Annotated in this window: 10 protein-coding genes; 4 read left to right on the top strand and 6 right to left on the bottom strand. The window is 62.9% G+C overall.

Annotated features, from left to right (window positions below; translation table 11 throughout):
- Positions 1-6: 6 nt before the first annotated feature.
- Entirely contained in the window at positions 7-297 is a 291-nt protein-coding gene (locus AMA01_RS03400; RefSeq protein ID WP_067847326.1) for an iron-sulfur cluster assembly protein, read from the bottom strand.
- Between the two features lie 300 nt (positions 298-597).
- Here AMA01_RS03400 and ileS point away from each other — a divergent pair, with 300 nt between their 5' ends.
- On the top strand, positions 598-3,738 hold the full coding sequence (gene ileS, locus AMA01_RS03395) for an isoleucine--tRNA ligase (protein ID WP_067847323.1): 3,141 nt from the start codon (positions 598-600) through the stop codon (positions 3,736-3,738).
- Positions 3,739-3,874: 136 nt separating this feature from the next.
- On the opposite strand, the gene AMA01_RS03390 is transcribed toward ileS, so the two are convergent.
- Both AMA01_RS03390 and AMA01_RS03385 read right to left on the bottom strand, forming a co-directional pair.
- Positions 3,875-4,699, bottom strand: a complete 825-nt coding sequence (locus AMA01_RS03390; RefSeq protein WP_067847320.1) for an alpha/beta fold hydrolase — start codon at positions 4,697-4,699, stop codon at positions 3,875-3,877.
- Positions 4,700-4,841: 142 nt separating this feature from the next.
- Positions 4,842-5,705 carry a serine O-acetyltransferase gene (locus AMA01_RS03385; RefSeq protein ID WP_067847317.1) on the bottom strand — a complete coding sequence of 288 codons (864 nt, stop codon included), beginning with the start codon at positions 5,703-5,705 and terminating at the stop codon, positions 4,842-4,844.
- Between the two features lie 201 nt (positions 5,706-5,906).
- On the opposite strand from AMA01_RS03385, the gene AMA01_RS03380 reads away from it, so the two are divergent.
- A complete protein-coding gene (locus AMA01_RS03380) occupies positions 5,907-7,295 on the top strand; it encodes a dipeptidase (protein ID WP_067847316.1) in 1,389 nt (462 codons plus the stop codon).
- Between the two features lie 63 nt (positions 7,296-7,358).
- On the opposite strand, the gene codY is transcribed toward AMA01_RS03380, so the two are convergent.
- The 3 genes from codY to AMA01_RS03365 form a co-directional block, all read right to left on the bottom strand.
- On the bottom strand, positions 7,359-8,147 hold the full coding sequence (codY, locus tag AMA01_RS03375) for a GTP-sensing pleiotropic transcriptional regulator CodY (protein WP_067847513.1): 789 nt from the start codon (positions 8,145-8,147) through the stop codon (positions 7,359-7,361).
- Between the two features lie 306 nt (positions 8,148-8,453).
- Positions 8,454-8,774 (bottom strand): YerC/YecD family TrpR-related protein, encoded by a 321-nt coding sequence (locus tag AMA01_RS03370; RefSeq protein WP_067847313.1) that lies wholly within the window; start codon positions 8,772-8,774, stop codon positions 8,454-8,456.
- Between the two features lie 172 nt (positions 8,775-8,946).
- Positions 8,947-9,477 carry a sulfocyanin-like copper-binding protein gene (locus AMA01_RS03365; RefSeq protein ID WP_231862805.1) on the bottom strand — a complete coding sequence of 177 codons (531 nt, stop codon included), beginning with the start codon at positions 9,475-9,477 and terminating at the stop codon, positions 8,947-8,949.
- A gap of 309 nt (positions 9,478-9,786) precedes the next feature.
- Between AMA01_RS03365 and AMA01_RS03360 the strand changes: the two genes are divergently transcribed.
- Both AMA01_RS03360 and AMA01_RS03355 read left to right on the top strand, forming a co-directional pair.
- Positions 9,787-11,514, top strand: a complete 1,728-nt coding sequence (locus AMA01_RS03360) for a multicopper oxidase family protein (protein ID WP_067847307.1) — start codon at positions 9,787-9,789, stop codon at positions 11,512-11,514.
- 36 nt (positions 11,515-11,550) lie between these two features.
- On the top strand, positions 11,551-12,024 hold the full coding sequence (locus tag AMA01_RS03355; RefSeq protein WP_067847304.1) for a hemerythrin domain-containing protein: 474 nt from the start codon (positions 11,551-11,553) through the stop codon (positions 12,022-12,024).
- The last annotated feature ends 256 nt before the right edge of the window (positions 12,025-12,280 follow it).

Genomic DNA, 12,280 nt, shown 5'->3' with positions numbered 1-12,280 from the left:
CGGGCGTCAGCAGCCCACCGGCGACGACTCCCCGAACACAAAGCCTTCCTCACTGTAATCCAGCGTGATGCCCTCCAGCAACTGGACGAGCGCATGCCCCACCGTCACCTCGACGTCCCCGTCCGGGCTGCTCAGGCGGATGACCGAATCGAGCGGCGCGGTCCTGTCGTCGATCACGACCTGAAACCGCGGCCCGCCGCACCGAAAGGCGCGATCAATCCGAAGAAATTCGCCCCGCGCCAGCTCTTCCCGCGCAAGGCGTGACAGCTCTTGAACCGCCCGCTCGCTCACCTGCACGCGAAGTCCCCCGCTTCCCTGTACAATCTTTGCACTCCACAGTATACTATACGTCGAAAATAGGAAACGGACGAAAGCGGCAGGCCCGGATACGGCTGCCCAAACACTCGTCCCCGGCGGACGAGTGTTTTTGTGTTGCATCTTTATTTTTGTTTTGAACTTCACTTTAAGTGAATTTTTGTTTCGAAACTTCATTGTAAGTGAAGTCCTGCCTATTCTTTAAGTGAAGTCCTGTCTTTTCTTTAGAGTGAGGTCCGGTGAAAAGCAAAACCCCGGCGAAATCCCAACAAGGAGTGAACCATGCAGATGGCGATGCGGAAGGTCGACGCCAAGGAACCGGCCACGTCGCGCGAACAGCGCGTCCTCGAATTCTGGAAGCGGGAGGACATCTTCCAAAAGAGCGAGAAAGCGCGCGAAGGGCGGCCAGAGTGGGTGTTTTACGAGGGCCCCCCGACGGCCAACGGTCTGCCGCACCCCGGGCACGTGCTCACGCGCGTATTCAAGGACCTATATCCCCGGTACCGCACCATGAAGGGGTACCACGTCATGCGCAAGGCGGGATGGGATACCCACGGTTTGCCCGTCGAGATCGAAATTGAGAAGAAATTCGGCATGAGCGGCAAGAAGGACATTCAGGCGTTCGGCATCGAGCGCTTCGTCCAGGCGTGCCGGGAGAGCGTGTTCAAGTACGAGGAGGTGTGGCGCGAGCTCACGGAGCGGCTCGGCTACTGGATCGATCTCGACCACCCCTACATGACGCTGACGGACGACTACATCGAGTCCGTCTGGCATCTCCTGAAGACCATTTACGACAAGGGCTGGCTCGTGGAGGGCCACCGCGTGAGCCCGTACTGCCCGCACTGCGAGACGACGCTCTCCAGCCACGAGGTGGCGCAGGGCTATAAGGACGTGAAGGATCTCTCCGTCACGGCCAAGTTCCGCGCGAAGGACGACGTGGACAGCCGCCCGACCTACTTCCTCGCCTGGACCACGACGCCCTGGACGTTGCCATCCAACGTGGGCCTCGCGGTGAACGAGGATCTGACCTACGTCCTCATCCACAAGGCGAAAACCGATGAAAACGTCTGGGTGGCCGAGGGGCTACAAGGTCAGTATCTCGAGGATGGCGACCGGATCATCGCGCAGAAGTCCGGGCGCGAACTCGTCGGGTCGGCCTACACGCCCGTCTTCCCGTACGTCGTGCAGGAGGGCAAGAAGCACATCGTCATCGCGTCGCCGCACGTGACGGACGAATCCGGCACGGGCATCGTCCACATGTCACCCGCGCACGGCGAAGAGGACTACAAGGCGTGCCAGGCGGCGGGGCTCATCTTCGTGAACTTCGTCGACGAATCGGGCCGATTCACAAAGGACGTGTCCGACTATGAGGGGCGGTTTGTCAAGGACGAGGATTTGAACGTCGATCTCGTCAAGGATCTCGCGTCGCGCGACCTGGTGTACGAGAAGCACAAGCATGAGCACAGCTACCCGCACTGCTGGCGATGCGACACGCCGCTTATCTACTACGCGATTCACTCCTGGTTCATCCGCACGACGGAGTTCAAGGATGCGCTCATCGCCAACTCGCAGTCGGTCAACTGGATCCCGCCGCACATCCGCGACGGGCGCATGGGCAACTTCCTGGAGAACGTGATCGACTGGAACCTGTCGAGATCGCGCTACTGGGGCACGCCGCTCCCCATCTGGCGCTGCGACGCGTGCGGGGAGATCGAGTGCATCGGATCGCGCGCGGAGCTTGAGGCGAAGGCGGGGCGCCTGCCGCAGGAGCTGCACAAGCCGTACATCGACGAACTGGTGTGGCCCTGCCGCTGCGGCCGCGGCACCATGGTGCGCGTGCCGGAGGTCATCGACGTCTGGTTCGACTCCGGCTCCATGCCGTTTGCGCAGCTTCACTATCCGTTTGAGAACCGCGAGCTGTTCGAGCGCCTGTACCCGGCGGACTTCGTCTGCGAGGCCATCGACCAGACGCGCGGCTGGTTCTACAGCCTGCTGGCCATCTCCACGGCGGTCACGGGCAAGGCGCCGTACAAGAACGTGCTGGTGCTCGGCCACGTGCTCGACGAGCACGGCAAGAAGATGTCGAAGTCCAAGGGGAACGTGATCGATCCGTTCGAGGCGTTCGACAAGCACGGCGCTGACGCGGTGCGCTTCTACTTCGTGTCGAACACGCAGCCGTGGAATTCGCAGCTCTTCTACCACCGCGCGGTGACCGAGGCCAAGGCGAAATTCATCGACCTGCTGCAGAACATCCATCAGTTCTACGCGCTGTACGCCGGGATCGACGGATTCAACCCGTATCAGGTGGAGCAGGTGCCGGTGGCCGAGCGGCCGCTGATGGACCGGTGGCTCATGGCGCGCCTCCATCAGACCATCCAGGGCGTGGACGAGGCGTATGAACGCTACGACGCCACGCAGGCGGCGCGGCTCTTGCAGGCGTTCGTGGACGAGCTCTCCACGTGGTACGTGCGGCGCAACCGCGACCGCTTCTGGGCGGACGGCATGGAGAAGGACAAGGTGGCGGCCTATCTCACGCTGTTCGACGCGCTGAAGACGGTGGCGCTTCTCACGGCGCCCATCACGCCGTTTTTGGCCGAGGACATCTACCAGAACGTCGTGCGCCTGGGCGGCGACGCGGCGGACGTGCCGGAGAGCGTGCACCTGTGCGACTTCCCTGTGGCGGATGCGTCCCTCATCGACGAAGGGCTCATCCGCGAAATGGCGCTCGTGCTGCGCGTCGTCGAGATGGGGCGGCATCTGCGCAACGAGAGCAAGCTGAAGACGCGCCAGCCGCTCGCGGCGCTGTATGTGCCGAAGGCGCAGCAGGACGTGATCGCCAAGTTCGCGGACGTCATCCAGGACGAGTTGAATGTGAAGGAGATCCGCTTCGTCGATCTCGACGAGATCGCGCGCCCGACGTTGTATTTGAATCTGAACGCGGTGGGCAAGGCGTTCGGCCGAAAGACGCCTGTGTTGAACGAGGCGGCGAAGAACGCGGACGAGGCGCAGATCCGCGCGTTCCGGGAGACAGGCGCGGTGGTGCTCGAAGGCGAGACCCTGACGCAGGAGCACGCCGAGATACGCTTTGAGGCCAAGTTCGAGGGGTTGGTCACGGTGGACAACCGGCTGTTTGTCGGCCTCGAGACGCGGCTCACGCCGGAACTCATTGAGGAGGGCTACGTGCGCGAGGTCATCTCGAAGATGCAGATGATGCGCAAGGAGGTCGACTACGGCGTCACGCACCACGTGCGGTTTCACGCGGAAGGGGAGCCGGAACTCCTCGATATCATCGCGAGGAATCGGGCGCGCATCGACGAGACGGTGCTCGTGCGCGAGTGGAGCGACGCGCCGCTCGCCGACGCGGATCTGACGAAGGAGTGGGACGTGAACGGCAAGAAGCTCACGCTGTCGGTGGCGCGCTGAGAGAGAAGGGCGAGGGCAGTGATGTCCTCGCCCGTTTTGGTTGGATAGGCACGTTCGCGAGGAGGAAGATGTTCATGCCCTTTGCGTTGAAGCGCGTGCTGCTCCAGCATCTCGAGGCGCGGGAACCATGAACGGCCTAGCCGTCGCGCCCGACACCATCCCCACCGCCGTCCAAAAATGCCAGCACGTCGCGGAGGACGGCGCCACCCGCCTGCATGGCAAAGCCGTGGCCGCAGCCCGCGTACAGCTTCAGCTTGGCGGCCGGGATGCGATACGCGAGGCGCTCTCCGTTGATGTACGGCAATACGCGATCCTCTAACCCGTGCATCACGAGCACCGGGCACGTCAAGCCCGGCAGCCTGTCCCAACTCCCCCGCCAGCGATCCACGGCGTCGAGCTGCGCCTGATACACCTCCTCCGGCATGTCCGCCCGAAGCAGCAGTCGAAAGGCGCTTTGCAGGTACGCCTCGTTCTTCGCGCGAAACGCCTCCGGAAAGAAAAGACGCATGTACCACTCCGCGCGCTCGGCGACGCTGGCCGGACGGGATCGCATCTCGCGCTGGATTTCGTCAGGCTGGACCATCTGCGGTCCTCCGCACGAAGTGGCGCCAAGCACGAGGCTTGAGACCGCCTTCGGATGGCGAAGCGCGAGTTCCTGCGCAATCATCCCGCCCATCGAATAGCCCAGCACGTGCGCGCGCTCCACGCCTGCAGCATCGAGCACCGCGCGGGCGTCGTCCGCCATCTGCTCAAGCGTCCACGGTTTCGCCGGATCGGCCTCCGACTGGCCCGCGCCGCGGTTGTCGAAGGCGATCACGGCGTGTTTCTCCGCCAGTCGCCGCACAAATCCGGAGCCCCACCAGCGGATGTTCCCGCCGACGCCCATGATCAAAAGCAGAGGATGCCCTTCGCCGCGGACCTCGTAATAGAGGCGCGCGTCGAATCGTTCCGCAAACGGCATGGCTCAACCTCCCTGCATGAGCACACAAAAAAAGGCACACCCACACCTGGGTGGCCCAATATAGGGGTAAAGGGGTACTTCAACTGTAACACATGTCCAGTCGAAGTGCCACACATTTGGCGAAGGAAACGGGCACAAGCGCTCAGGAATGTGCATTGCGCGTGCGCACAACGCTCTCCGCTTCGTAGATCACCTTGCTGTATGGGAGCACGGATTGCGTCACCCACGCGTTCGAACCAATCACGCTGTGATGCCCGATGACCGTCTCGCCGCCGAGCACGGTGCAGTTGGCGTACAAAACCACGTAGTCCTCCACCGTCGGGTGGCGCTTGACATGCCGCTGATACTCGCCTTCCTCGTCCTTTGGAAAGTACAGCGCGCCGAGCGTGACGCCCTGGTAGATTTTCACGTGATTGCCCACCACGGCGGTCTCGCCGACGACAATGCCCGTGGCGTGATCGATCATGATACTCCGCCCGATGGTGGCGCCCGGATGCAGATCCACGCCGGTCACGCGGTGCGCGTATTCCGTCATCATGCGGGGCAAGAGGGGCACGCCGTGGCGGTAGAGCACGTTGGCCGCGCGATACACGAGGAGCGCGAAGATGCCGGGATAGGTGAGGATGACCTCGTCGCACCCCGTCGCGGCCGGATCGCCATTCACGGTCTCGGTGATGTCCTCGTACACGAGGCTCTGAAGCTGAGGGAGATACTCGATGTACACGTCCGCCGTCTCCCAGGCCCGCTTTTGCGTGTCTGGCGTGCCGGAGGACAAACAGGACTGATACGTCGCCCGGTGCACCTGTTCGGCGAGCTCGGCGCGCAGGCGGTCCAGGGTATGGGAAAGGTGCTTTCCACCTTCAGCATCGAAATAGTTCGGAAGAATGGCCGCGCGCGTCCACTCGATGATCTCTCGGATGGCCCGCGGCTCAGGATGGCAGATGCGCCCCTTGAACATGCAGACGCTCTGCTGCAGCAGATGACTCGCAATTGCTTGGGTGTCCATGCCGATCTCGTCTCCCCTCGCCAGCGGCTCTCGCTTCGAAAGACAGTATACACCCGGGCCGGATCGCAAAAAACTCTGTAAACCTTAAGGTGTAATGAGAATTTCCCTGGCCAGGGATGCGTTGCGACGTCGATTCCCATCCGCCGCAGATTACGCTATGCTCGAACTGGAACGCAGGACAGAGAGAGGAGTCGTGACACGTTGGATGCCATTCGCGAGGTCGAGAGCTATCTGGCGCGAGAGCGCGACGCGCTACTTGAGGAACTGAAAGAACTCCTGTCCATCCCGAGCGTGAGCGCCCTGAGTGAACACCGCGGCGACGTCAGGCGCGCGGCGGAGTGGATTGCCGAGCGGCTGAAGTCCGCCGGCTTCGAACACGTGCAACTCATGGAGACGGGCGGCCACCCACTCGTATACGCCGACTGGCTCCACGCGGAGGGCCAGCCCACCGTGCTCGTCTACGGCCACTACGACGTGCAGCCCGTGGATCCCGTCGAGCTGTGGGAGTCGCCGCCCTTCACGCCGACCGTGCGGGACAATCAGCTGTACGCGCGCGGTGCGAGCGACGACAAGGGCCCCACGTTTCTGCACATCGCCGTCCTTTCCGCCATACTGAAGGTACATGGGCGCCTGCCCGTGAACGTGAAGTTCTGCATCGAAGGCGAGGAGGAGGTGGGTTCGGCCCACCTGCACAGCTTCCTCGAGCGGACGCGGGATCGGTTTCAGGCCGATCTCGTCCTCATCTCCGACACCACCCTGGTGGGGCCCAACCAACCCGCCGTCGTGTACGGCCTGCGCGGCCTTGCCGCGGCGCAAATTGACGTCCGCACAGCCGCATCCGACCTCCACTCGGGTCTCTACGGCGGCGCCGTGCCGAATGCCGCCCGAGCCGTGGCCGAGCTGGTCGCGACCTTCCACCGGCCGGACGGCAGCGTGGCCGTGGAGGGCTTTTACGATCGCGTCCGCCCACTCACCGCAGCCGAGCGGGAGGAGTTCGCCAAGCTGGGACACGACGAAGAGGAACTCAAGCGTTCCCTGCAGCTCGCGGATGTCTGGGGCGAGCCCGGCTATACCGCGCTCGAGCGCATGTGCGCCCGACCGACGCTGGAATTGAACGGCATCTGGGGCGGCTTCCAGGGCGAAGGCACGAAGACCGTCATCCCCTGCGAGGCACACGCCAAGATCACGTGCAGGCTCGTGCCGGATCAGGACCCGCAGGAGATCCTGGACCTCGTTGAGCGGCACGTGCAAGCGCACGCGCCGAAGGGTGCGCGCGTCACGTTCGTGCGCCAGGACGGCGGCAAGCCGTACGTCGCGCCCTACGATCACCCGGCGCTTCAGCTCGCCGCTTCCGCCTACGAACACGCGTACGGCCAAAAGGCCGTATTCACGCGCATGGGTGGCTCCATCCCCGTGGTGGAGACGTTCTCGACGCTTCTGCACATCCCCATCGTGATGATGGGCTTCAGCCTGAACGACGAGAACTTCCACGCGCCCAACGAGCACTTCTCGCTCGACAACTTCGACAAGGGCCTGCGGACGCTGACGTATTACTACCACCAGCTTCCCGCGGTCATGCGCGGTCAATAAACCGGCGTACACAAACAGGCGGCCGATCCCGTCGCGGGGTTCGGCCGCCTGATCTCATCCGCCTCATCGCTCGAATTGGCGGTTGATCTCCTCTTCCACGTAAGGGTTCAGGATGCGCAGGTGCGTGCCCTTCATGCCGAGCGAGCGGCTTTCGATGGTGCCCGCGCTCTCCAGCTTCCGAATGCTGTTGACAATCACGGAGCGCGTCACACCGTGCTGATCTGCAATCTGGCTGCTCACCACGATGCCCTCTGGCGAGTTGCGGACCGCGTCCAACAGGTACTTGGCGGCCTGCAGCTCGGAGAAGCTGAGCGATTCCACCGCCAGATGGGTGAGCGCGCGCTGCCGGCTCTCCTCTTCCTTCTGCTGTTGCCGGGAGTGCACAATCTCGAGCGCCACAACCGTCGCCGCGTACTCGCCGAGGATCTGATCATCTTCGTTGAAGGGCCGCTGCGATCTCGCGAACAGAAGCGTGCCCTGCCGCTCGCGCGCCCCGATGATGGGCGTGATCATCAGATGCTTGGAGCGGAACGACTCGTTTTCTTCAGGCGAGAACACGTAGAGCGGCTTTTTCTGCTCGTCCGTCAGATTTGCAATCGTCTGCTCGACGCGCAGCAGGTGTTTGTTGAAGTCACCAGGAAACCGCTGGTCCCGCGTCATGATGTGAAGCCACTCCTCGGTCAGCTCGTGCTCGGCGACACCATAACCGAGGATCTTGCCTTTGCGCCCAACGATGTACACGTTGGACTCCATCAGGCGGCTCAAAAATTCCGCGACTTCTTGAAATTCCACCTGCTCATTGGAGCGATGGAGCAGTTGCCCAAGTTCCTGCACTTGTTCCAACAAACTCACGATCTCGTCACCTTGTCCTTCCCCCGGCATCGGCCGGTGTTGTACCTTCCCTGACCGCCGACCACTCGGGCGGCGGGGTTTCCCGCGCACTCCGCATTCGCAGAATTGTCTCTGATGTTCAAATTATCCCCATAACACAGACAATTTATCCACGCGTAATGAGCTTACTAGACCTTTGTCCACTTGTCAAATGAACAAACTGCGACAAACACTCCGCGCCTACGCGGATGTCTGCCGCAGCTCATCGCCCGCTAGGACCAGTTTGCACCAAACACTGGTCATTATGCAAGTGGAACCAACACACCTTTACGATTTCCCGGATCCGCTTTCGGCGGGCTTCCCGTACAGCCGATCCAAGATGATGCGGTACCCGTCCGCTCCGTAATGTAAACAGCGCTTGACTCGGCTGATGGTCGCGGTGCTCGCGCCCGTCGCCTCCTCGATGGCGTGATACGTGGCGCCCGCGCGAAGCATCCGCGCCACCGCAAACCGCTGCGCCAGCGACTCCACTTCCCCCACCGTGCAAAGATCCTCGAAGAAGCGGTAACACTCGTCCTCGTTCTGAAGCGCCAGAATGGCGCGGAACAGTTCGCGCACCTCGGATTCGTTCAACCTCTCGAGCGCCATGTGTTTCATCCTTCACTGCTGTGACGTACCAAAGACAGTGTAGCAAAACGGCGCTCGGATGACCAGGCGTTGGGGCGGGCGGATCGAATCGTGCAGCGCAAGCCTTTCGCCAGCGCGGGGGGCCAAATTTTAGACTCGGCGCGGTTCAGGCATCCCGTCTCCGTCGAGCCGTTCACGGCGAACGGTTCACGAGCAGCGACGGCTGCTTCGCTTGGCTCGAGACCACGAGCTTGTCCCACATGCCCGCGAGCGCATGACCGGGAACGGCGCACACGAGCGCATAGTCCCCCGCCCGAGAAACGGTGAACGCCACGTTTGCCGCCGCACCCTTCGAGCTCCCTTCCGATGGATTCGGCGTTTCGGCACCCGGGAAGGCCATCAAACTTGCGTCAAAACTGGACCGATTGCGAACGGATTCAGGTACCACCATGGCGCTGTGGGGCGTGAAACTCGCATTCTGGAAATGGATCTCGACGCGCCAGCCCACAGGCACCACGAGCGTCATCTCGCCGTTCGCGTAGCCGTCGAAATTCATGCCGCCATTTTCACCGCCGTCGCCAGCGACCACCGTCCACTCGACGAGGCGATGCGCGGCGTTCCAGGTGATGAGCGGAGCCTGCGGTTTTGAAGGCTGCGGTGTCGCCCCGCATCCCGCGCAGGCCATCGCCACAGCGGCCACAGCCAAAACAGTCCGCGTGCGCATTCTTTTCATCCGCCCTTTCGAATGGAGCGCCCTTCACGTCCATGGTAGCACGGGGCGATGTTCCGCGCATCCCACCGCCCGCCCAGAGCGGAGCACGTTCGGAGAGCGATGGTGCTCGAGCCACTGTCGATGATCCATCGATGCTCCCGCAAGAAGAGATCGAACAGATAGACATATCAAGCTTTACAAATCGGCGAATTCGTTGCCATGAACCAGGCGCCCTCGACCCGTACGCGTTGATCCGCGCCAGACCTGGGCTTAAGATGACGCACGACGGCAGACGAGAAAGGGAAGACAGGAGGTGCGAAGGTGCGGCGCAGAGCGAAGCTCAGCATTGCTGCAGGAGCGGCGGCGCTCGCGGTGGCGGTCGGCGTGATGGGCGTTTACGAAGCACATCGCGGGACGGCGACCCAGGCCATCGATGCCCCGCTCGCCCGCGTGCCCGGGCCCGGCGGAACGTATACGCCGGTCAGCGCGTTTGAGCCGCGGGTTCCCCAAGGCGCGCGGGTCGACCACTTCACGCTGACCGCCGAGTACCGGACCCTGACGTTCGGTGGCGAAACCCTGCGGGCGATGACCTTCAACGGCACGGCGCCTGGCCCGCTGCTCATGGCGCACCAAGGCGACGTGGTGGAGGTCACAGTGCACAATCGCCTGTCGGTGCCTTTGACGGTGCATTGGCACGGCATCCCGGTCCCAGCCGCCGAAGACGGTGTGCCGGGTGTCACGCAGAACCCCATCCCGCCAGGCGGATCGTACACGTACGAGTTTGTGGCGACCGAGCCCGGAACGTACTGGTACCATTCGCACGACGACAGTTTCGAAGAGGTGGGACTGGGACTCTACGGCGCCATCGTCGTCCTGCCCAAGCACCCGCTGTATCCGGCTCAGCGAGACTACACGCTGGTCCTGCACGAATGGCCGAACGCGTCCACCGCCAAGGCCATGATGGAAAATCTCGACTCCGGTGCGCGGGATGCGGGCTCCGCCGGTGGCATGATGAGCCAGGGCATGATGAGCGGTACAGGCTCGACGGGCGGCATGGGCATGATGGGATCCGCCGCAGGGAACAAGGCGAGCACCTCCATGCTGCACGTGCTGCCAGGGCCTCTCCTCCGAACGGGCACATTCGCGCCGACCGCCGACGACGTTGCGGCGCTCGACGAAATGGCGGGCATGTACGGCGCCTTCACGGTGAACCAGAATGCGGACGGGAACACCGTCCTGCCCGCCAAACCGGGCGATCTCGTCCGGCTTCGCATCGTGAACAGTGGCAACATGACGCACCTGTTAACCCTCGTCGGCGCGCCCTTTCGCGTCGTGGCGCTCGATGGGCACGACATCGCCAACCCCGGCTGGCTGAAAGGCGTCCTGCTGCCCATCGGCGCGGCCGAGCGCTACGACGTGGAATTTCGCGTTCCACCGTCCGGCGCCGCGTACCTCGTATCGGCCGATCCCGACGCCACCGCGCGCCAGGAACTGCGCGCGGCCATCGGCGGTCCCGGCGCATGGGCTTCGTTCCAAGGCATTTCGGCGGCCGCGATCGAGCACGAACCTTGGTTCGACTTCACCGACTACGGGCGCGGTCGCGTACCCGGCGAGAACGTGTTCCGCCTCCATCAGGCGTATCAGGTCCGGTACAACATGAAACTCACGGTCGGCATGTCGCAGACCGGCATGGTCTACGCCATCAACGGGCGCGTGTTCCCGAACATCCCGCCCATCATCGTGCACAAGGGCGACGCGGTTCTCGTGCACATCGTGAACGACAGCCCCTACATCCACCCAATGCACCTGCACGGGCACGACTTTCAGGTGCTGACCCGGGATGGACGGCCGGTCCAAGGGAGCCCCATCTTTCTCGACACGCTGAACGTCTTTCCCGGCGAATCCTACGATATCGCATTTCGCGCCGACAACCCGGGGCTTTGGATGTTCCATTGTCACGATCTCGAACACGCCGCATCCGGCATGGACGTCATGGTCCAGTATGCGGGCGTGACGGATCCCTATCCGATGAACGAAATGTCGGAATAACGGAAGTCCCGCAAGCCACACGAGGGAGGACTGGACATGGGGAAACGCCGCCACGAGGCGCTGCAGCCGCTGTCTCGCCATCACCACTACGCGCTCGTCGTCGCCATGCACCTCACCCGCCAGGAACAGTCCACCGAGGCGCTCCTTCGGGAGCTTCGCCAGTTCTGGGAACAGGGGGGACAAGCGCACTTCCGGGAAGAGGAAGAGGTCCTGCTTCCCTCCTACGCCAAATATGGTCCGCTCGATCGCGACGAGATCGCGCAGATGCTCCTCGATCACGTCAAGATAAGGAGCCTGGTGAGCCGCGCGCTCGAAGACGGAGACGCATCCGTGCTGGTGGAATTGGGGACAGCCCTGCGGGCGCACGTCCATCTCGAGGAGCAGGTCATCTTTCCGCTCATCGAAGAGACGCTTCAAGAACCGGACTTGACGCGCCTGGCGCCGTTCTTTGAAGAGCACCGGGCGTCATCGCCCTATGCACACCCCGACGAGCCCACGGCGCGCTCATGACGCGAGCGGCCCAAGGCGCAATCGCAAGACATCCATATCGAACTTCGACGCCACGGGAGCACGAAAATGAGGAGATATTGCGATACGATCGCGTCAGCATCCGCCAGAGCTCGCTTGACGGTGGTGCCTAAACCCCAATCGTCAGACGGAGCCGGCGACCGTGAGAGCCACGGTTTGTCGCTCCCCTATGGGATGCACGCACAGTAGAATTCGGATCATCGGTCGCCACGCGGTTGCGATTGTTCGCTCGGTGGAA

Origin of the sequence: Alicyclobacillus mali NBRC 102425 (genome assembly GCF_001570745.1) — a bacterium.
Taxonomy (GTDB): Bacteria; Bacillota; Bacilli; order Alicyclobacillales; family Alicyclobacillaceae; genus Alicyclobacillus; species Alicyclobacillus mali.
This window is presented reverse-complemented; position numbering and strand designations above follow the sequence as displayed.

Excerpts from the sequence above, each read along its gene's own strand:
- ileS (WP_067847323.1), top strand. The coding sequence starts at position 598 with ATGCAGATGGCGATGCGGAAGGTCGACGCCAAGGAACCGGCCACGTCG.
- AMA01_RS03390 (WP_067847320.1), bottom strand. The coding sequence starts at position 4,699 with ATGCCGTTTGCGGAACGATTCGACGCGCGCCTCTATTACGAGGTCCGC.
- AMA01_RS03385 (WP_067847317.1), bottom strand. The coding sequence starts at position 5,705 with ATGGACACCCAAGCAATTGCGAGTCATCTGCTGCAGCAGAGCGTCTGC.
- AMA01_RS03370 (WP_067847313.1), bottom strand. The coding sequence starts at position 8,774 with ATGGCGCTCGAGAGGTTGAACGAATCCGAGGTGCGCGAACTGTTCCGC.
- AMA01_RS03365 (WP_231862805.1), bottom strand. The coding sequence starts at position 9,477 with ATGCGCACGCGGACTGTTTTGGCTGTGGCCGCTGTGGCGATGGCCTGC.
- AMA01_RS03355 (WP_067847304.1), top strand. The coding sequence starts at position 11,551 with ATGGGGAAACGCCGCCACGAGGCGCTGCAGCCGCTGTCTCGCCATCAC.